Source organism: Bradyrhizobium canariense, assembly GCF_018130465.1.
GTDB lineage: Bacteria > Pseudomonadota > Alphaproteobacteria > Rhizobiales > Xanthobacteraceae > Bradyrhizobium > Bradyrhizobium canariense_C.
Genome location: NZ_JAFCKJ010000003.1, coordinates 360,409 through 378,038, shown reverse-complemented (window position 1 = coordinate 378,038; position 17,630 = coordinate 360,409). Strand labels below are relative to the sequence as shown.

Here is a 17,630-nt window from a genome sequence, read left to right as displayed (position 1 = left end):
GGGACGCTATTGCAGCGAGCCCCGTTACGCGAAGCGCCCTCACAGCGCTAATCGGGCCGTCAGAACGGTGACGCAAAACCGCAGAGTGTGGCCACCTCACTCACGGGTGGACAGGGTTCATTGAAGGCCTCGGCAGATGAACTCCTCGCGGAGATGACGCGACTAACGGCCATGGCCAATATTCTAGGCGAGCTTCTGTTCGCATTTATCCGCTCGATTGTTGCTGGATCGGCGTATGCGCTCTGGATCAAATTTGCGACGTGGCTCGACCCGAAAATCCAACGGCGTTGGGTGAAGGTTGCCGTCGGAGGCCTCCTTGGCCTCGCAGCCTTTTTCATGATTCCGATCGTGATGGGGCTGTTGGGTCTTTGAAGACAGTGAAATCCCTTTTCATCGTCGCGTTGGCAATCGGCGCGCTGGTCTCGACGGTGCTGCTCGTCATGGAGCAGCTCACCGACCAATCCATCGCCGTCATGGCATGGGAGATGCCGGGCATATCCGCAGCTTATATTTTCTGGGGAGCTGTAGGCAGTTCCGTTTTCTTGGGCGTAGCCATTGCTTGGGCCGTGAATGCAATCGTTTACGGGGCGCCCGCCTTCGTCGTCCTTACAGTCGTCAACCTGGCAATTCGCGGTTTGCCGAAGTGACCTGGCAATGACCGTGATGCTGGATATTGGCCTATCCGTCAGGCTGATACCCGACGGGGCCGGCGTGGAACAAGCGTCGCGGCCAAGCGTAGGTTCTTCATGAGCGAGAACCTGTCCCACCTCATCGAACACTCCGCGCAGATCGCCTGGGATTACCTGGAGTGCACGGGACAGATCAGCGACGCAGCATTTGCCAGCCGCTTTCTCTCGACGACCGTCGAAGAGATGGTGCGCAAGGGCGAGCGCCGGCGCCTCATGTTGACCAACCGGGCCATCACGGCCTTCGAGCATCGGTCCAACAAAGAGGCTGCATAGATCGGCGGCCGGCTTTCGGTCGTCACGGCGCGCGGTAGTCCTGCGATCCCGGGGCTCCCTGCCTTCTGTTGTTGAACCCCGACAACGGCGGCAACGACTAATCGGCATGCTTCAAAGCCTGCTCGGCGCGATCGTGGAAATACTCCCGAGTGCCGCGTGGAGCGCCATTGTCAGATTCTTCGGTTTGGAAAACGTCGTCGAACTGGCGACGGCTATCTTCGGCCTTGGCTGTATCGTGATTGGCTTCACGGTCTATTTGCTTGGCCATTGAAGAGGGACGTCGTGAAGACGATCACACTGCTCGCGGTGGCGGCCATGCTGCTGGTGGAAATTTTCGGGCCGAAGGCGAGCGTCGGCGGCTCGATGAGCTTCGTGCTGGTCTTTGTGCTCGTGGTGCTGGCTGTCGCGATCTACGAGGCATGGTCGAACAAGCGCGGCGCGATTGGATGGATCGTCAATTTGTTCGTCTCAGTCTTTGGCGGGCTGGTCGCGATTGCCCTGATCGGAATGGCCATGGAGGCGATGCTGCCGCACCTTCACCTCGAAGGTTCGCTCGCGTCCTCGCAACATCCTCTGAAGTATATCCTGGTCGCAGCCATTGCGATCTGCATGGTGCTGGGATCGTGGGTGCCGCTATGGGCCGTCAACCGGTTCCGTGACTGAAGAGCATCCGGCGTAGCGCTCCCTAACGCTTTGCTTCCTGCTTGCCACGCCTGATATCCTCAGCCTCGTCCACGAGCTTCAAGGCGGTGCCGTCGTAGCTCAGCTTCAGCCCGCGGCCGACTGTCCATATCCATCCCTCGCGGGCGTCCCTGGTCGGCTGGGCGTTGAACTGGTCGGAGATCGATTTGACGGCAGCGTCTTGCGGGCCCGGATTGTTCAACTCGGCATTGACGCACCAGATGGGATGCCTGGGATCGAGTTCGTCGCTAGAGATCGTGACCTTGGCGCCATCGACGGCGCACTCGAGGACGTAGGAATCGCGAAGCTGGCGGCAGCGGTAGCGACGTTGCGTGACGACCTTGTTGGTCTCGTCGAATGTCATGCCGGGCGAAAAGCCGAGGATGTCGGACTTCTTCACGAGTGCCAGCGACGCAGGCTTCAGAAAGCTCGGCTGTACTGTCACGAGAACGGCGGCAACAACGACGATCAAGCCGGCGATAACAATGGCAATCTTCATCAGCCCCTCACAAGAAACGTCCGACCATATAACAGCCGGAGCGTTCTACCAGTCATTGCGCTGCATGGTGCGAAAACGCCCGCTGAGGCGGCTCCTCACCATGAGGGTTGGATATCTCGCCCGTAAAACCGACCTCATCCTGAGGGCGCGCCGCAGGCGCGCACGTATCGTCCGGTCATGAACGTGAAAAACCGCCCCTGACATGACCAGGGGCGGTTTTCGCTAAGCTCGGTTTTCGAAAGGCGACTTAGTGACCGGTGCCGGGCTTGGTCGTCTTCGGCGGCTTGCCGTCTTCGACGCGGCCTTCGTTGCGCAGGTCACGACCTTCCTGAGCCTTCTTCTGGCTCTCGGCGGACTTGCCGTGTTCGTTCATCTCCTCTTTGATGAACCCGGCGCCTTCCTTCACTTTACCTTCAACGCTCATGTCAATCTCCTCGTCTGGAGATAAGTCAATTCGCGCGCGACCTGACCGTTCCGGTGCGCTCCTCATTGTGAGGAGTGCCTTGCAATGGTGCACTTGATTAAGGGTGCACTTGCCGGGAACAGGTTAGTTGTCAGCGCGTACCGATGCGTTGATGTCGCGGGCAGAAACCGGAAAAATGCGCCGCGTCCAACATCCCCATTGCGTCCGGTTGTCACCCGGCAGTGCGTTGGACAACGCGGCTACGCTCGACAGGTTTCCAAAAAGCTTCTTGGTGGATAGCTCGCTCGTGGCTGATCCTTCGAGATGCCCGCCACCGGCGGGCCCTCGGGATGAGGTCAGGCCGCGATCCGCTGGTCGACGGGGCCCGTCAGGTGCTTGAGCACTTCCGCATGCTCCAGGTCGGGAACCGCGATGGCCGTGTGGCTGTAGCTCGCATGGGTTCGGGACTTTGCGATCCCGTCCAGGATCTCGCCGCCCTTGATGACGTGGAGGCCCATGCCCTCTCCGGACGGGAAGATCGCGAGCACCACGTCATAGGCCGTGATGACGGCGCGAAGCGCTTCGGCCTTGTCTTCGGCAATTTCGACGAAAACGCGAACATCGGCTGCGAGTTCACGCAGCTCGTTAAAATCCAGCACTGTGGGTACTCCAACGCAACGATACTGAGAGGAGCTTGGAGGGGTTAGGTTACCGAAGTCTCAACGGCGCGTGCCCAGCCACAGGTTTCATGACCAGATGCTCCGTGAGTCCGATAGTCGAGCGGGCGCTGCCGCCTGCTCGACAACGCGCCGGCACGGGAAGAATGTTTGCAGCGGGGAGGGACTAAGCGCGCCTCGTACCCATATGGGCGTCACACGATATGCGCGTGACTTCTACGCGCGCTACTTAAAGCGCGTTAACTGGCGTATCCGCTATTTGGCGTACCCTTGGGAGCGAAGCCATGCGATCTTGCGGTCGCCGTTGATCCAGTCGTCGGCATCTGCCTTGCTGGTGAAGCCCTTGATTTCGCGCTGTTCGCTGTCCGGGTAATCCGCCAGGATTTTCCAGTCGTTGTCTGCAATGCGGACGGTTTTGAAGGTCACTTTTGTTTTTGCCATGCCGCATTATGCAGGAGATGGCCGGAAAAGAGAACCTGCCTTGTGACGGCCACCGCGTGGCCCGGGCGCAGACCTCGGGTCCGGCCTGATCGGAATTGCCCGGCCGGTCCCGGAAAAGGCGAAAGCCCCGCCTGGGGGAAGCGGGGCTCTCTGGTGGGGGTGAAGCTTGGGGACTTCAAAGAGTTAGACGCCTCAGGGCGAAAATGGTTCACCTCGAAAACGGCGCAGGCTGCGGCATCTTTGCTGGGGTGTTCGGCCCCCCGCAGAACCCCCTGCTTGCGTTTTAGGCCTCGATGGGTTCTAAGCCCCGTCACTTCATGAAAGTTGGCATGAATCAGAAGCGCGTTGCGCGGTTGGACCGCCTCCTGAGCAAATCTTGCTCGCGCGCACAGAAGGAAATTCAGACATGGCGAAGATGACGAAGACTCAGTTGATTGATGCAATTGCCGAGGGCACGCAGCTGTCGAAGAACGACGTGAAGTCGGTCATCGAGTACATGGCGACGGTCGGCTACAAGGAGCTCAACGAGTCCGGCGAGTTCGTCATTCCCGGCTTCGTGAAGATGTCGGTGGTGAACAAGCCGGCGACCGAAGCCCGCATGGGCGTCAATCCCTTCACCAAGGAGCCGATGCAGTTCGCGGCGAAGCCGGCGAGCAAGTCGGTGAAGGCCTCGCCGCTGAAGGTGGCCAAGGACTCCGTCTAAGAGCCTGCTAAGGGCTTGCGTTTTCGTTGCGGCGGCTTCGTTTCGAAGAGCGCCGCAATGACTGCCAGCTGGTGCTAAATCGATAAGGAACTCTCGGGCGTCGTCAGGCTTTGCTTCCGTAAGGGAGAAATCACATGGCTGGTCTCAGCGAAGAAGAGATCCGAAACCGGGCCTATCACCTCTGGAAAGAGGCCGGCGAGCCCGCGGGCACGATGGACGCCTTCTGGTACGACGCCGAAAAGGAGCTTCTCGCCGAGCGCACCGCGCAAGGCGAAGTCCCGCCCGGGATGACCGACAATTTGCCGGTCTGACGGCGGACAGGGGCGCGCGCGCCGACAGTTTTCAAAGCAGCCACCCGGCGGTAACGCCCGGGTGGCTGCTTTGCTGTTTGGGCCAGCGCTCCGATGGCGGCGCCTCCGTGCAGGCGCCTCAAAGAAAAACCCCGGGCTCGGGGACCGGGGCTTCTCAAGCTGGCCGGCCGCGTCGCACAGCCGCCAGCACCACTGAATTCGATCGGACAACGCGGGCCGGGAAAATTCGTTCCGGCCGCTACTTCGGTGACACGGACACGTCGATGATCGCCGGCGTGTCGACCTGGCGCTCGCGCCAGACGACGAAATCGCATTTGGGATTGAGCCACTGATATTCGGAGCCGCGCGCCTTCAGGTGCGCAAGCGCTGCATCATGTGCGGCGGCCTGGTCCGGCGCTTCGACCATGATCTCCACGGTCTCCTCGATCTGACGAACAACCTCGACGGCGTAGTATTTTCTGGTCACGGTCCCTCGCTCCGGAATGGCTAACGGGGAGGGCGATGGCGCGTTCCCAAAAGAAAAACCCCGCGCTCTCGCACGGGGCCTTCTTGGCTGGCGACGATGGGATTTCAGCGCCTGGCCGCCAGCCGCGTCTCGAACTTAAGATTGAAAATCCAAAAAGCAACCGCGCCAGCGCCTGCAAGGCTTCTGAAAGGCTCAAGAGGGTGTGTCCGGCGAATTTCGCGGGGAGGGCTGGACTTTGTGTTCCTAGTTTGTTCTAGTAAGGCATCTCATTTGGAGGTGACCATTCTTTTGGAGGTGCCCATGACTGTCGAGAAACAACGCGAAGTGATCAGGCTCTGGAATCAGCTCAGGAAGCTCGAAGGCCCGGCCGCGGAAGAACTCCGCATCCAGATCCTCGAATGCTTTTCGGAGAAGGAGTTTTCGGAAAAGAATTTGCCGAGGAAGAACACGGTGAAGCGAGCGGCTTGATCAGCGTCGCGCCATGTCGATGATGACAGGCAATCGCGCGCGCCTTCATCGATCGTTAGGAGTCGTGTTGCGCTGATTTCCTCGACTCCGATTCGTTCTTTGCGAACGAAATGGAGTCGGATGCAGAACAAGCCGTGCCTTCTGTGTCGATGCGGGACACACCTCTCCAAACCAAGCCAGCGTGATGCTTCGCACAGTCCCGTCCGCGTGTCCTCGTTACGGAATGAGGCGAGGGAGACGCGACATGGATGCGTGCTGGTTTCTCGAGATGTTCGTCGAGATCGCAAAAGTGTTTTGGTACGACCGCCACCCGCGCTTGCGCAAAGACAGGCCGTCGGTGCCGCAGGTGCCGCCGCAATCGAAATCCGAAGACGCGACGTGAACGTGCGATTGTTTGCGTGCAAACGAATTGTTAAGGCTTGCTGTGCGCCGATTTCTGCGATTCCGATTCGTTCTTCGAGAACGAAAGGCGGGCGAAGCTGGAACAAAGCCGGATGGCAGATCACCACAACCTTTTCTTCAACGTCTCGACGCTCTCCGTCTCCGGACGCTATCGTTGCTCCGGCGACGGACGCAACATGAAGAACGGGATTTATTCCATCCACATCCATATGCTCGACGGCGTGAAGGGCCGCGACAGCGGCGTGCTGATCCTGCGTGACGGCGTTCTGCTCGGCGGCGGGCCGTATTTCTGGTCGCGCGGCGCCTACACGATCGGCAACGGCACGTCGAAGAGCGGCACTTCTAACAACGGCACTTCTAACAGCGGCATCTGGAAGGGCGAACTTGCCACCAACCAGCATACGCCGTTTGCCGATGGCCTCACCCGGCCGCTGTTCGGCGGCGAGGAGGCAACGAGCGGCTTCTCCGGGACGTTCAGCGACGACGCGGCCGAGGTGTTCGGCGCCATGCTGGTCGCAGGCCATCGCAGCCTCGGCTTTCGCGCGAGCCTGAAGCGGCTCGCCGAGTTCTGAGGACGCTTGGTTCTGAAGACGCTTGGCGAACTCCTAACGGAAGCTTGCCGGGAAGCCGATAACCCTATTCGGTTAGGTTAAAACCCCAATCGCGTTGCACTTGCCGCTGCTTGGGATAGGTGTCTGCCGAAGACAATAAGCGACTTTTCCAACAAGCAACTTTGCCAAGAACGAATTCATGCCCCCTTTTTCAGAACCGACCTTTTACCAGGGCGACCGCCACACCTACCGGCGCGTCGCCATCGTCGGCACGCTCTTTTGTCTGGCTTTCGTGGTGATCAGCGTCTCGCTGCGGCCGCAGCTCGAGGACACGCGTGTCGCGGTCAAGGCCGACAGGCTGACGCGCACGGCGGGCCAGCCGCCGCACACGAATTAACGGTCGTCGCCGTAGATCTGATCGTCGGAGCAATGGCCCGGGCACGCGGTGCCGCGAGAGGCGAGCGCCACGAAGCCGGCATAGCCGGACAGGTTGAGCAGAACTTCGAGCCAAACGGGCATGTCGGCCTCTTTTCTCCTTGGAGGCTACGCCAACGTGCGCGCGAGGCGCAGGTTCCCGGACAAGAAGGACCGCATCTCAAAGCGGGGTGGAGGGGTCGAGCCGCCGGCCGAGGGCGCCGACGGACTCGCTCGACGGCTGTTCCTTAAGGAACTCGGCAATGGCCCGCGCCAGCTCGCCGTCGCTCATCGGTGTCGGCGGCGGGCGCAGCGTGCCGACACCGAAATTGCGGACGATCTCGTCGTAATGCTCATCGCCGGAGCTGGGAACGAGCCTGCGGATACGGGCCAGGAACTCGGATATCGGCAATTTGACCTCCTCGGCCCCCGCCGTTGGCAGCAATTGCGGTGCGCTGCCATTTGTTGTCCGTGAAACTGAAAACCCCGCCAGCACCGATGATGCTGACGGGGTCTTCGTGCTGTTGCCTCAACCGGATAGCGGAGGCTTCCGCACTCGAAGATGCAATCCGTGGAACGCGCGCCAGTTCCATGCATGGTCGCATTTATTCCGAGCTCGGTTCCCAGAGGCTGTGCGCAACCATCGCACTGCGCCGGCGTTGTCGGTGCGAGATACGAAGGAGGAGATTCATGATGAGAAAGACACTGGCAGTTCTGGCCACCGTTGCGGCCGTCGGCGTGACCGCGATCGCGGCGCCTGCGCCCGCCGAGGCGCGTGGCCGCGGCATCGGTCCGGGCCTCGCCTTTGGCCTCGCCGCCGGCGCCATCACCGCGGGCGCCGTCGCCGCGTCCCATCCTTACGGCTACGGCTACGGCCCGGGGTATGGCTACTATGGCCGCCCGGCCTATGCTTACGGCCCCGGTCCGTACGCCTATTACGGCGACGGACCGTACTACCGCCGCCACCATTATTACCGTCACTGGTAACGGCTGAACAAATAACGGCTGAACAAACGAAAAGCCCGGAGCAACGCTCCGGGCTTTTTTTCATGTTGGGTGATCTGGCGTCTCAGGGCCAGAGCGAGGGCCGCTCCGCCTTGCGCGCATTGTCGAGCGTCGAGACGAAATACTCTTCACGCTCGCGCTTGAATTTATCCTGCGTGGCACGGAAGGCGGCGACACGGGCGGCGATCTCTTCGCGTTCGCGGATTTTGCGTTGTTCGTCCTCGGTCATGTCAAATCCCCTCTGCACGTGAGTATGTGTACTACTGAACTCAAGCACTGCCGCCGCAATCACGTTGAGTCGCGTCAACACATGCATTGGCGCTTCTGATTGGGGCGTCAATGGGGAGGAGGCATTGCAGGATTGTGATAAGCGAGGGTCGGAAAAAATTGCCGACCACGTCTTGCGCGGCAGTGGATAACAGCGTCAACAATCTTGTCGCTTGCGCATGTTGCGGCTAGCGCAAAAACAAATCAGCAAAGTAAAACGGCAAAGCAAAACGGGAGGCCGCGTTGATTGCATCGGATCTTCGCAGCGGCGTCGAGCGTCTCGGCGACATGATCGCCGAAGCCAAACGGATCGTGCCGTTCACCGGCGCCGGCATCTCGACCGAATGCGGCATCCCCGACTTCCGCTCGCCGGGCGGAATTTGGACGCGCAACCGCCCGATCCCGTTCGACGAGTTCGTCGCCAGCCAGGAGGCGCGCGACGAATCCTGGCGCCGTCGCTTTGCGATGGAGGCGGTATTTGCGGCAGCCAGGCCCGGCCGCGGCCATCGCGCGCTCGCCTCGCTCTACCGCGCCGGCAAGGTTCCCGCGATCATCACCCAGAACATCGACAATCTGCACCAGGCCTCCGGCGTCGCGAGCGATCACGTGATCGAACTTCACGGCAACACCACGTATGCACGCTGCATCGGATGCGGGCAGGCCTATCCGCTCGACTGGGTGAAGCGCCGCTTCGACGAGGGCGTCGCGCCCAACTGCACCGTGTGCGACGAGCCGGTGAAGACCGCCACGATTTCCTTCGGCCAGATGATGCCCGAGGACGAAATGCAGCGCGCGACCGCGCTGTCGCAAGCCTGCGACCTCTTCATCGCGATCGGTTCCTCGCTGGTGGTATGGCCGGCCGCGGGCTTTCCGATGATGGCGAAGAGATCAGGTGCACGTCTGGTGATCGTCAATCGCGAGCCCACCGAGCAGGACGACATCGCCGACCTCGTGATCCGCCACGACATCGGCGAAACGCTCGGGCCCTTTGTCGGTAATTGAGGCAGCAATTTGATTCGCGGCTGTGCAAGCTGTTCATAGGTTCCGTCGAATCTCTTTTTTGTCTATGCGTCGCAACCGGGAGTGTTATCTTTTGAGTCGAAAGATTCGCGTCGCGTCGAGTTGAGAAGATTCTCTAAAGACGCGTGATTCGGCGCCGCCATTCAGGCGGGTTGCATGGCATGTGTGGGGTCCGGGGTTATGGGGTCGTCGGACGGATTTGAGTCCAAGAAGGTCGGAGTTCCCGCGGTGGGCGAACACGGCGGTGGCGGTCGCGACAGCGCGCTCAGTCCCTTCACTGGACTTGGTGAGAGCAGCGCCAACCTCGTCGAGGTTCACGGCGTCATCAAATGGTTCGACGCCTCAAAGGGCTACGGCTTCATCGTTCCCGACAATGGCTGGCCCGACGTGCTCCTGCACGTTACCGTGCTTAGGCGCGACGGCTTCCAGACCGCCTACGAGGGCGCCCGCATCGTCGTCGAGTGCATCCAGCGCGCCAAGGGCTACCAGGCGTTCCGCGTGGTTTCGATGGACGAGTCGACCGCGATCCATCCGGCGCAGATGCTGCCGCCGCGCACCCATGTCACGGTGACGGCGACCAGCGGGCTGGAGCGGGCCCAGGTCAAATGGTTCAACCGGCTGCGCGGTTTCGGCTTCCTGACCTGCGGCGAGGGCACCCCCGACATCTTCGTGCACATGGAGACGCTGCGTCGCTTCGGCATGACCGAACTGCGGCCCGGCCAGTATGTCCTGGTCCGCTTCGGGCCCGGCTCCAAGGGCATGATGGCCGCCGAGATCCATCCCGAGACGGGATCACCGGTCTCGTCCCACTAGAACCATTTTCGTTCCGATCAAATCGGAACGGGGCCTTAGCTTCTTGTTTTGACGCGTTTTCTCGACGCGAACCGGCGTCCACTTCGCTCGAAAACGCCATAGCTTGCCAATTCCCGCAATCGTGAGCAGAGGCGCGCTGGCTGGCCGGCGCGCCTCTGGCTTTTCCGGCTACCGCCGCGTAAGGACTGGCGCCAGTCCCACGCCTCGAGTGCCATTCATGAATTTCGATCGAAAGGCCGTCTTCGCCGTTGCGAAGGGCTGGCTTGCCGCCATCCTTGTCATCGCCGGCTGTGCCGTCGCGAGCGCACCCGTCCGCGCCGCCAGCTTCCAGCCGCTCGAGATCGTCACCAGGAACGGCGTGCAGGTGTTCTCGGTCGAGATCGCGACGACCGAGGAGGAGAAGCAGACCGGCCTGATGTACCGCAAGGAACTGGCCGACGGCAAAGGCATGCTGTTCGACTTCAATCCCGAGCAGGAGGTGTCGATGTGGATGAAGAACACCTACGTCTCGCTCGACATGATCTTCATTCGCGCCGACGGCCGCATCCTGCGCATCGCCGAAAACACCGAGCCGATGTCGACAAAGATCATCTCATCCAGGGGGCCCGCGCGGGCTGTTCTGGAGGTGGTGGCGGGGACGGCGCAAAAATATGGCATCCGCGCCGGCGATCGCGTCGGCCACCCGCTGTTCGGCAGCAAGTAGGCGGGAAGGGGCTATTGCCCCCGTCCTGGCGGTCTTTTGGGAAGTTAGCTGACACCTTGGAAAGCTTGCTGGCGCTTTGGGAAGCGTGTATCGACGGGGCTCGCCGGACATTCGGGGTATAGCGCAGCCTGGTAGCGCGGCAGTTTTGGGTACTGCAGGTCGTTGGTTCGAATCCAGCTGCCCCGACCAGTCCCGAGGTGGGCCAGAACCGCGCCTCAGAACAACAGCCAATCGGCGAGACGCCAGGCGATCCAAGCGAGGGCGCAGATCCAGCCGAGCATGACGATCCCGGCCACGCCGAGGCCGCAGAGTGCGAACAGCGAGCTTCCGGGCTCCGGCATCTCGGCGAGTTTCTCAGTCGTATCAATCTGGCTCACAGCGTCCCCTTGTTGCCTTGCGGCCTGCTCTTCATTGGTCTCTGCGCGTTCGCTAGAATTCACCGGCCGCGCTCCAACTCACACGGACGTGAGACGATCTGGCTGTCCGTGCAGGCGCGTCGGCTGATCGCAGCCACTCGCGGATGCCCTTACAGGTGGGAAAAAGCTGCAACTCGCGGTGCGGGGATTGGTTGCGACGCTGAGAGTGGAAATGCCCGCAGCACCGAGGGATTTTTTGCGCCTGCGGCGCCTGCTCCGCACGCCTGCCGCGTTGAAGGGGGACAGGGCGTGCCAATTGGCGCTGTGCCCAAAGCTACTTCAAGTCTGTCTCGAGCGAGGTCTCCATGTCGGTCAGCGCGATTGCTTTAACCAGTGCGGCGGTGACGACGTCCCCGTCGGCCGCCACAAATTCGTCCACCACGACATCATCGGCGTCGGCGTCCTCGACGTCGGCCACGTCGTCGGCCTCGTCCTCGCAATCGGCGGGCGGAAGCTCGGGATCGGGAGGTGGAGGCTCGGCCAAGTCCATCGTCAGCGAGGTCTCCACCACAATTGGCGGCATCACCACCACGACAATCACCTATTCCGACGGCACCACCGAGGTCCAGACCTCGGCGAGCGCGCAAGGCAGCCAAGGCAGCCAAGGCAATCAGGCGGGGCAGACCTACAACGCACAAGGCGCGTTGAGTGACAATGCCCAGGGTGCGTCCAGCGCAACCGCCAGAGTCTGAGCGAACGAGATCGCCGGGTGGGGTACGCGGCTTGCTGCGCCCTTAAGCCCGGGTGAACCGATGCCCGGAGCTGCCAAAGCCTTCCTAACCCTCGGCGCTCATTCTCTGCGCCATGCGACTTCCGCGCGATTTTTCAAGGCATTGGGGGGGCGGGCAGCGCAGAATTCGTAAAATTTTGTCGAACCTTTGGGTGTCGCCATAGACATATAGGTGTTGGGGGATTTCAGCGCCCAATGCCTAACGGACGCCGCCAAGCGATGATATTCCGCTTGCGCGGCGTTACGCTTTTCCAAGCATCAGTTCGTCGCGTACCAGCCGAACGGAAACGGCAGGAACGGCCAGGCCAACTGGTTGTCGTTCGCGACCTTCGGCAGTTCCTGCGCCGGCGTCTTTGCGAGCAGCGCAGGCGGCGTCGATCGCAGCGCCAGCCGCAGACATGCACATTGCAAATTCATTGTGGTCGCACCAGCCCATCAATACTTTTCAAAATTCGCGTCAGCCTGGAAATCACGGCGCGCCCTCAAAACGGCGCGCTCATTCTCAAATCGTGCACAGTCTAGGAAAATCGGCGGCCGCTTTCAACCGGTCTTGCCGGGCGCTCACAAGAAGTAAGGTTGATCGGTTAGGTTAAGGGCGAGCGGTTGTTGCGGCCGCCTTAGTGACTGTTATCAGATCGGTTCGGCTCGCGATGGGCTGCCTGAAATTCGTGCTCACACGACGTCACAGTTCGTCGCAGCGCGCGTATCCTGTGAGTTCTGCATCATGTCTTTCGATCGCAACGTCCGAACCGTCGGTCCGCAGGCGAACTGGACCGAGATATGGCACCTCTGGACCGTGCTCGTGCCGCGCCGCTCGATCAACGGGCAGCTTGTTTATGGCAAGGTCTGGCGCCGCCACGACGGCCGCGACTGGATCTACAAGAAATTCACCGAGTTCGACCGCGAAGTGGCGGCCTAGCAGGCCACGCCCCTCAACCCGAATGCCTCTCGCCCGCGGTCGATCCCGGCGTTTGCACACGCGGCAGCGGCAAGTTGAAGTGACGCTTCGCATAAGCGACGATTTCGTTGTCGGAGGGATGATCGGCCGCTTCCACCGCGGCAATCCGCTGGGCAATCTCGGGCGCATGTGCGCGAATGTGTGCGGCAAGCTCCGTCTTCGCGCTCGCCGGACCGATGATCAGGATTTCGCCGGCATCGGCGAGGGCTTTGGTCACTTCGGCAAAGAACGCCTTGTCGGGCGCGGCATGGCCGCTGCCGATCGCGTTGGCCTTGTGATGAAGATGACGCGTCGCCAACTGCGGATGCAGCGTGATTTCGTCCGAGCCGCTCAGACCGAGATGGAAGATCCTGGCCTGCGAATGGTCGATCCATACCACGGCGTGAAAATGAGAGGGCATGTGTTTGGCCTTGTCCGAGGGAGAGGCCGCCGACATCGCTGCGGCGGGGTGCGTCGCGGCGACATTAGGCTGGCCGGCGCCGCCTTTGGTTGAGGCAGGTCAATCCGATCCCGGACAAGCCGAAAACGGTCCAGGGGACTGAAAACGGAGCCTGGAGGACCAGGCGCCTCCGGCTCAGCCTGCCTTTGTTGCCGCGGCGGCCGCAGGCTTGGGCGGCGGTGGCTTCAGCGGCTTATCCTGCTTCTTCGACCAGGAGATGTAATAGGCCACCGTCGTCATGATCGCGATGCCGGCGACGCTGACGAAGATCTGCGCGAATAGCGAGCCCGAGCTCATCGACAGCTCGAAATGGCCGACGAAGGACAGGAACACGCCGACGCAGAACACGGCGAGCGATTGCTGCCCGCACACGATGATGGGGTCGAACCCTTTCCATTCCAGGCCCGGCCAGTCCTTCGGCACGAAGCGGATCACCAGGATCACGATCACGACGAAGTGGATGAAGCGGTAGGGCGCGAGGTTGGTCTTGTCGTTCGGGTTGAACGCCGAGAACAGCCATTCCGGGAACATGCCGCCGAGGGTCGGGAAGCGGCCGGCCATGGTCATGACCAGCGCGAAGGCGAGATAGAAGAGACAGAACCAGAGCGTGACCGGCGCGTTGATCAGCGTCATCGAGCGCCGCGCGCCGCCCATGGCGCACCAGGCGCCGAACACGAACAGCACCTGCCAGCAATACGGGTTGAAGTACCACTGGCCGGCCGGATAGGCGTTCAGGTTCAAGCCGAAATGGCGCGCGGTCAGCCACAGCACGATGGACAGCACCATCGTGAGGTCGGGCTTGCGCAGCATGAACCAGAGCACCGGCGGAAACAGCCCCATCAGCACGATGTAGAGCGGCAGCACGTCGAGATTGAGCGGCTTGAAGCGCAGGAACAGGCCCTGGCGCAGTGTCTCGGTGGCGTTGTCGACGAGGCCGGCGACGTTGAACTCGTTGATCATCTCCGAATCGCCGAAGCGCAGCGCCAGATAGCTGATCGAGGCGATGTAGATCACGAACAGGATGATGTGGGCGACATAGAGCTGCCAGACCCGTTTGGTCAGCCTCGTCGCGCCGACCAGGAAACCGCGCTCCAGCATCATCCGCGCATAGACGAAGGAGGCGGTGTAGCCGGAGATGAAGACGAACAGGTCGGCGGCGTCGGAAAAGCCGTAATTGCGAGTGGTGATCCAGTTCACCACGTTGTCGGGGATATGGTCGAGGAAGATCGCCCAGTTCGCGATGCCGCGAAACAGGTCGAGCCTGAGGTCACGGCCCTTCTCGGGGAGCGTGGCGTTGATGTTCAGGAAGGACATGCGACGGGAGCTTTCGGAGGGGACGGACAGGCTGATGTCAGCGAGGCAGTAGCGCCGGGCGGGATCCCGGCGCGGAAGGCGGGTACGCAATTGTCACGGTGCAGCATAATGATTATACCCGTCGGCGAGCCATCCCGGGGGCCGGAATCACCGATCAGTTCCCAAAAGGTGTCTCTATACTATGCCCACGGTTTCCACCAACTGCTACCGTGACGCATCGAAATCGAACGAAAAGACGAAGAAGAGGCCCGGACCATCCATGACCGCACGCATTTTCAAGCCCGCCAAGAACGCGATGCAATCCGGCCGGTCGAAGACCAAGGAATGGCAGCTCGACTACGAGCCGGAGCAGCCGCGTGCGGTCGAGCCGCTGATGGGCTGGACCTCGTCCGGCGACATGAAGCAGCAGATCACGCTGCGCTTCCACAGCAAGGAAGAGGCCGTCGCCTATTGCGAGCGCAAGGGCATCGCCTACCAAGTGATCGAGCCGCAGGAGTCGGTTCGCCGGCCGGTGGCCTATTCCGACAATTTCTCGTTCCGCCGCGGCGAGCCCTGGACGCATTGAGGGCGTGCCGCGCGTTGAGATTCTCGTCATGCCCGGGCTTGTCCCGGGCATCCACGTTTTAGCCTCCGCGTGAAAGCCAGTGGATGGCCGGGACAAGCTCGCCCAACCACGTGGCTTCATCCCACCGTCCTGCCCTTGGCAGCTATTCCGCCGCGTGCTTCGCTGCCTCGCATGACGGGCTCATGGCGAGGTGGGGTATGGCCGGGCGTGACCAGCTCGACGGCGTCGATCTGAAGATACTCTCCGAGCTGCAGCAGGACGGGCGGGTTCGCAACAATGAGCTGGCGCTGCGCGTCGGGGTGTCCGGGCCCAACTGCGTGAGGCGGCTGAAATCGCTGTTCAGCCGCGGCGTGATCCGGGCGGTGCGCGCCGTCATCGACGAGCGACTGCTCGGCTACGAGGTGGTGTCGTTCGTCTCGATCCAGCTCGGCAGCCAGGCCCAGCCGGTGCTGGCGGCGTTCGAGAGCTCGATCGCCGCGATCCCGCGCATCCAGCAGTGCTGGCGGATTTCGGGCGACACCGACTATCTTCTCAAATGCGTGGCGCCGAGCGTCGAAAGCATGCGCCAGCAGCTCCTGCATTTCGCCGCGATGCCGAACGTGAAGAACGTCCGCAGCTTCCCGGTGCTGGGCGTGGCGAAGGACGTGCCGCTGCCGTTGCAGGAGATCGCGGCGGCAGGATAGTGCGGCAGCGACGCGTCCCAAAACGCGGCTCGCGCGCAACGATATCCAAAAATCCGAAGGCGCGGGTGATTCCCTTACTGGCGTACAGGTTCGGATAAGACGGATAGAAAGATAAGTAACTCACCTAACTGTGACATGTGATTTGGGAAGTCCTGCAATGCGCTTTGCCGTGATTGCCGGCTCCTGGCGCCGGCCTACATGCGAGGTGTGAACCTCAGCCTGCGTCGCATGCCGAGGCCGCTTTTGTGGGACCCTGAAGCAGGAAAAGACAACATGACCTCGACCTCGAAGACGTTCGTCGCATCCGCAGCGGCGCTGTTTGCATCTGCGTTTCTCATGATGACCGCGCCGGCTGCCCTGGCGGAAGATTACTGCATCACCAATGGCGCCCAGGCCGCGCACGGCTGCGGCTATCCGACGATGGAGGCCTGCCGGGCCGCGGCCGGCGGCATCGGCGGCTCGTGCTCGCAGAGCGGCGGCGCGAAGACTTCGACCGACGCGCTTGCCTTCCAGCCGAAGCAGACGCAGTCGCGCACCAAGCTTCGCTCGGGCGGGCAGACCAACTCGAACTGATGCAAAAAACTGGCGCTCGAAATCGAGGCCGGTTTCGAGACATTGCGGCCTCCGGGATTGATCCCGGGGGCCGTAAATTTATGACAATCAGGCGACAATGTGCGCCCGCGCGTCAGCGATATTTGCCGCGGAACTCGCGCGGGGAGGCGCCGGCCCAGGTGCGGAAGGCGCGGGAAAAGCTCTTCTCGTTGCGGAAGCCGGCGATCTCCGCGATCCGCTTGATCGGGTTACGACCGCGCATCAGCTCCTGCTTGGCGAGCTCGAATTTTGCCTCTTCCTTGAGATCGCGCAACGAGGTCGCTTCCTCGCGCAGGCGCCGATGCATGGTGCGGGTGGAGAGTGCCAGCTCGCTGGCGACGTCCTCGGCTCCGAGACTGCGTCCGCGCGCGTTGCGGAGCACGCGGCGAACGCGCTCGACCAGCAGCCGGTCGCGCCGATAGGGCAGCACGGTCAGCCGCAGCGCGCCCTTGAGCATGTTGTCGAGGTCCGCCGCGCTACGGGTGAGCGGCAGCGACAGATAATGCTTGTCGAAGATGATGGAAGCACGGTCCGCATCGAAGCGGATGTTTCGGCAAAAGATGGTCGGATAGACCGAGACATGGCCGGGCTCGGGGTGTGGAAATTCCGCGGCGCGGAGCGCGATCCTGGAATCCACAGCCCAGCAGGAAAAGCCCAGGACATAGCGGAGCAGGGTGACCAGGCAGAATTCGCGTAGAGGTCCGAGGTCGCGCAGTTCGCGGACGGACACGACCGCGGTTTCCTTGCCGACCGCGAGATCGAGCAGCACGTCCTCGGTGAGCAGACGATGGTGCCGGCACCAGCGCTTGAGCGCGACCTCCAGCGTCGGGGCAGTGATCGAGGCGCGGCACAGCATGCCGTAGGTGCCGAAAGGCAGCCGCCGCGAGAACCAGCCGAGCGCCTCGTCATCGAGCTCGCGCATGGCATGGCCCGCCAGCGCCTCGAACTGGCCGGCCGTGACCCGCCCATCCGGAGAAATGACAAGGTCTGGCGTTACCTGACCCCGGCTCAGCGCCTCGGTCGGATCGCGGCCGTAGCGTTCGTAAGCGGCAACGACGCCGCGGACGAAGGCGGCAGGGGTCACGGCGCGGCGCGGGATCGCGGTTGCGACTTGAAAAGGCATCGGAAATCCTCTGGGAAAATCCTCG

33 protein-coding genes and 1 tRNA gene are annotated in these 17,630 nt (G+C 61.9%); 20 read left to right on the top strand and 14 right to left on the bottom strand.

The annotated features are described in order from the left end of the window. Positions 1-120: 120 nt before the first annotated feature. The 5 genes from JQ591_RS10590 to JQ591_RS10570 all read left to right on the top strand — a co-directional run bounded on the left by JQ591_RS10590 (position 121) and on the right by JQ591_RS10570 (position 1,625). Complete coding sequence (locus JQ591_RS10590; RefSeq protein ID WP_249136750.1) at positions 121-372, top strand: hypothetical protein; 252 nt, start codon at positions 121-123, stop codon at positions 370-372. A gap of 5 nt (positions 373-377) precedes the next feature. After that, positions 378-647, top strand: coding sequence for a hypothetical protein (locus JQ591_RS10585; RefSeq protein WP_211395934.1), 270 nt, complete (start codon positions 378-380; stop codon positions 645-647). A 99-nt stretch (positions 648-746) separates the two neighbouring features. Continuing rightward, on the top strand, positions 747-962 hold the full coding sequence (locus tag JQ591_RS10580; protein ID WP_211395933.1) for a hypothetical protein: 216 nt from the start codon (positions 747-749) through the stop codon (positions 960-962). Positions 963-1,068: 106 nt separating this feature from the next. After that, complete coding sequence (locus tag JQ591_RS10575; protein ID WP_211395932.1) at positions 1,069-1,233, top strand: hypothetical protein; 165 nt, start codon at positions 1,069-1,071, stop codon at positions 1,231-1,233. 11 nt (positions 1,234-1,244) lie between these two features. Beyond that, complete coding sequence (locus tag JQ591_RS10570) at positions 1,245-1,625, top strand: hypothetical protein (RefSeq protein ID WP_211395931.1); 381 nt, start codon at positions 1,245-1,247, stop codon at positions 1,623-1,625. 22 nt (positions 1,626-1,647) lie between these two features. On the opposite strand, the gene JQ591_RS10565 is transcribed toward JQ591_RS10570, so the two are convergent. From JQ591_RS10565 to JQ591_RS10550, 4 genes are all read right to left on the bottom strand, one after another. Next, positions 1,648-2,142, bottom strand: coding sequence for a hypothetical protein (locus JQ591_RS10565; RefSeq protein ID WP_211395930.1), 495 nt, complete (start codon positions 2,140-2,142; stop codon positions 1,648-1,650). Between the two features lie 247 nt (positions 2,143-2,389). Further along, positions 2,390-2,566, bottom strand: coding sequence for a hypothetical protein (locus JQ591_RS10560; RefSeq protein WP_211395929.1), 177 nt, complete (start codon positions 2,564-2,566; stop codon positions 2,390-2,392). 335 nt (positions 2,567-2,901) lie between these two features. Further along, the gene (locus JQ591_RS10555; protein ID WP_211395928.1) at positions 2,902-3,204 is read right to left on the bottom strand and encodes a hypothetical protein; all 303 of its coding nucleotides are present in this window, start codon (positions 3,202-3,204) and stop codon (positions 2,902-2,904) included. Between the two features lie 273 nt (positions 3,205-3,477). After that, entirely contained in the window at positions 3,478-3,663 is a 186-nt protein-coding gene (locus JQ591_RS10550) for a hypothetical protein (protein ID WP_007591378.1), read from the bottom strand. A 406-nt stretch (positions 3,664-4,069) separates the two neighbouring features. On the opposite strand from JQ591_RS10550, the gene JQ591_RS10545 reads away from it, so the two are divergent. Both JQ591_RS10545 and JQ591_RS10540 read left to right on the top strand, forming a co-directional pair. Next, positions 4,070-4,366: an HU family DNA-binding protein gene (locus JQ591_RS10545; protein WP_007591377.1), complete on the top strand. Its 297-nt coding sequence runs from the start codon at positions 4,070-4,072 to the stop codon at positions 4,364-4,366. Positions 4,367-4,500: 134 nt separating this feature from the next. Beyond that, complete coding sequence (locus tag JQ591_RS10540) at positions 4,501-4,677, top strand: DUF2934 domain-containing protein (RefSeq protein WP_211395927.1); 177 nt, start codon at positions 4,501-4,503, stop codon at positions 4,675-4,677. A 238-nt stretch (positions 4,678-4,915) separates the two neighbouring features. Here JQ591_RS10540 and JQ591_RS10535 read toward each other — a convergent pair whose 3' ends face one another. Beyond that, complete coding sequence (locus JQ591_RS10535) at positions 4,916-5,143, bottom strand: hypothetical protein (RefSeq protein ID WP_211395926.1); 228 nt, start codon at positions 5,141-5,143, stop codon at positions 4,916-4,918. A gap of 300 nt (positions 5,144-5,443) precedes the next feature. Between JQ591_RS10535 and JQ591_RS10530 the strand changes: the two genes are divergently transcribed. The 4 genes from JQ591_RS10530 (at position 5,444) to JQ591_RS10515 (ending at position 6,961) form a co-directional block, all read left to right on the top strand. Continuing rightward, a complete protein-coding gene (locus JQ591_RS10530) occupies positions 5,444-5,611 on the top strand; it encodes a hypothetical protein (RefSeq protein ID WP_211395925.1) in 168 nt (55 codons plus the stop codon). Positions 5,612-5,855: 244 nt separating this feature from the next. Next, positions 5,856-5,993, top strand: coding sequence for a hypothetical protein (locus JQ591_RS10525; RefSeq protein ID WP_211395924.1), 138 nt, complete (start codon positions 5,856-5,858; stop codon positions 5,991-5,993). A gap of 112 nt (positions 5,994-6,105) precedes the next feature. Continuing rightward, positions 6,106-6,585, top strand: a complete 480-nt coding sequence (locus JQ591_RS10520) for a hypothetical protein (RefSeq protein WP_249136741.1) — start codon at positions 6,106-6,108, stop codon at positions 6,583-6,585. A 178-nt stretch (positions 6,586-6,763) separates the two neighbouring features. After that, complete coding sequence (locus JQ591_RS10515; RefSeq protein ID WP_211395923.1) at positions 6,764-6,961, top strand: hypothetical protein; 198 nt, start codon at positions 6,764-6,766, stop codon at positions 6,959-6,961. On the opposite strand, the gene JQ591_RS35580 is transcribed toward JQ591_RS10515, so the two are convergent. Both JQ591_RS35580 and JQ591_RS10510 read right to left on the bottom strand, forming a co-directional pair. Continuing rightward, the gene (locus JQ591_RS35580; RefSeq protein WP_283817715.1) at positions 6,958-7,083 is read right to left on the bottom strand and encodes a hypothetical protein; all 126 of its coding nucleotides are present in this window, start codon (positions 7,081-7,083) and stop codon (positions 6,958-6,960) included. The genes JQ591_RS10515 and JQ591_RS35580 overlap by 4 nt on opposite strands. Before the next feature lie 76 nt (positions 7,084-7,159). After that, positions 7,160-7,390 (bottom strand): hypothetical protein, encoded by a 231-nt coding sequence (locus JQ591_RS10510; protein ID WP_211395922.1) that lies wholly within the window; start codon positions 7,388-7,390, stop codon positions 7,160-7,162. 281 nt (positions 7,391-7,671) lie between these two features. Between JQ591_RS10510 and JQ591_RS10505 the strand changes: the two genes are divergently transcribed. Further along, on the top strand, positions 7,672-7,965 hold the full coding sequence (locus JQ591_RS10505) for a hypothetical protein (RefSeq protein ID WP_211396428.1): 294 nt from the start codon (positions 7,672-7,674) through the stop codon (positions 7,963-7,965). An 82-nt stretch (positions 7,966-8,047) separates the two neighbouring features. Here JQ591_RS10505 and JQ591_RS10500 read toward each other — a convergent pair whose 3' ends face one another. Beyond that, positions 8,048-8,212 (bottom strand): hypothetical protein, encoded by a 165-nt coding sequence (locus tag JQ591_RS10500; protein ID WP_211395921.1) that lies wholly within the window; start codon positions 8,210-8,212, stop codon positions 8,048-8,050. Between the two features lie 281 nt (positions 8,213-8,493). Here JQ591_RS10500 and JQ591_RS10495 point away from each other — a divergent pair, with 281 nt between their 5' ends. The 4 genes from JQ591_RS10495 (at position 8,494) to JQ591_RS10480 (ending at position 10,975) form a co-directional block, all read left to right on the top strand. After that, entirely contained in the window at positions 8,494-9,252 is a 759-nt protein-coding gene (locus tag JQ591_RS10495) for an SIR2 family NAD-dependent protein deacylase (protein WP_211395920.1), read from the top strand. A 198-nt stretch (positions 9,253-9,450) separates the two neighbouring features. Next, a complete protein-coding gene (locus JQ591_RS10490) occupies positions 9,451-10,083 on the top strand; it encodes a cold-shock protein (protein ID WP_018457757.1) in 633 nt (210 codons plus the stop codon). Positions 10,084-10,300: 217 nt separating this feature from the next. Continuing rightward, on the top strand, positions 10,301-10,786 hold the full coding sequence (locus JQ591_RS10485) for a DUF192 domain-containing protein (protein ID WP_027517796.1): 486 nt from the start codon (positions 10,301-10,303) through the stop codon (positions 10,784-10,786). A 112-nt stretch (positions 10,787-10,898) separates the two neighbouring features. Further along, positions 10,899-10,975 (top strand) — tRNA-Pro (locus JQ591_RS10480). 26 nt (positions 10,976-11,001) lie between these two features. Here the strand turns inward: JQ591_RS10480 and JQ591_RS35270 are convergent. The 3 genes from JQ591_RS35270 to JQ591_RS10465 form a co-directional block, all read right to left on the bottom strand. Beyond that, positions 11,002-11,163, bottom strand: coding sequence for an RNA-binding protein (locus JQ591_RS35270; protein ID WP_349630376.1), 162 nt, complete (start codon positions 11,161-11,163; stop codon positions 11,002-11,004). A gap of 313 nt (positions 11,164-11,476) precedes the next feature. After that, entirely contained in the window at positions 11,477-11,725 is a 249-nt protein-coding gene (locus JQ591_RS10470) for a hypothetical protein (RefSeq protein ID WP_249136834.1), read from the bottom strand. A gap of 465 nt (positions 11,726-12,190) precedes the next feature. Continuing rightward, positions 12,191-12,349 (bottom strand): hypothetical protein, encoded by a 159-nt coding sequence (locus JQ591_RS10465; protein ID WP_211395917.1) that lies wholly within the window; start codon positions 12,347-12,349, stop codon positions 12,191-12,193. 307 nt (positions 12,350-12,656) lie between these two features. On the opposite strand from JQ591_RS10465, the gene JQ591_RS10460 reads away from it, so the two are divergent. Then, positions 12,657-12,851, top strand: coding sequence for a hypothetical protein (locus JQ591_RS10460; RefSeq protein WP_211395916.1), 195 nt, complete (start codon positions 12,657-12,659; stop codon positions 12,849-12,851). A 13-nt stretch (positions 12,852-12,864) separates the two neighbouring features. Here the strand turns inward: JQ591_RS10460 and JQ591_RS10455 are convergent, their stop codons facing one another. Continuing rightward, complete coding sequence (locus JQ591_RS10455) at positions 12,865-13,290, bottom strand: translational machinery protein (RefSeq protein ID WP_211395915.1); 426 nt, start codon at positions 13,288-13,290, stop codon at positions 12,865-12,867. A 174-nt stretch (positions 13,291-13,464) separates the two neighbouring features. Beyond that, the gene (locus JQ591_RS10450) at positions 13,465-14,643 is read right to left on the bottom strand and encodes an OpgC domain-containing protein (RefSeq protein WP_211395914.1); all 1,179 of its coding nucleotides are present in this window, start codon (positions 14,641-14,643) and stop codon (positions 13,465-13,467) included. A 259-nt stretch (positions 14,644-14,902) separates the two neighbouring features. Here JQ591_RS10450 and JQ591_RS10445 point away from each other — a divergent pair, with 259 nt between their 5' ends. From JQ591_RS10445 to JQ591_RS10435, 3 genes are all read left to right on the top strand, one after another. Continuing rightward, positions 14,903-15,208 (top strand): ETC complex I subunit, encoded by a 306-nt coding sequence (locus JQ591_RS10445; protein WP_106943516.1) that lies wholly within the window; start codon positions 14,903-14,905, stop codon positions 15,206-15,208. Between the two features lie 197 nt (positions 15,209-15,405). Beyond that, complete coding sequence (locus tag JQ591_RS10440; RefSeq protein WP_007591345.1) at positions 15,406-15,891, top strand: Lrp/AsnC family transcriptional regulator; 486 nt, start codon at positions 15,406-15,408, stop codon at positions 15,889-15,891. A gap of 273 nt (positions 15,892-16,164) precedes the next feature. Further along, entirely contained in the window at positions 16,165-16,464 is a 300-nt protein-coding gene (locus tag JQ591_RS10435) for a DUF3551 domain-containing protein (protein ID WP_211395913.1), read from the top strand. A 112-nt stretch (positions 16,465-16,576) separates the two neighbouring features. Here JQ591_RS10435 and JQ591_RS10430 read toward each other — a convergent pair whose 3' ends face one another. After that, positions 16,577-17,605, bottom strand: a complete 1,029-nt coding sequence (locus JQ591_RS10430) for an AraC family transcriptional regulator (RefSeq protein ID WP_211395912.1) — start codon at positions 17,603-17,605, stop codon at positions 16,577-16,579. Positions 17,606-17,630 lie beyond the last annotated feature (25 nt).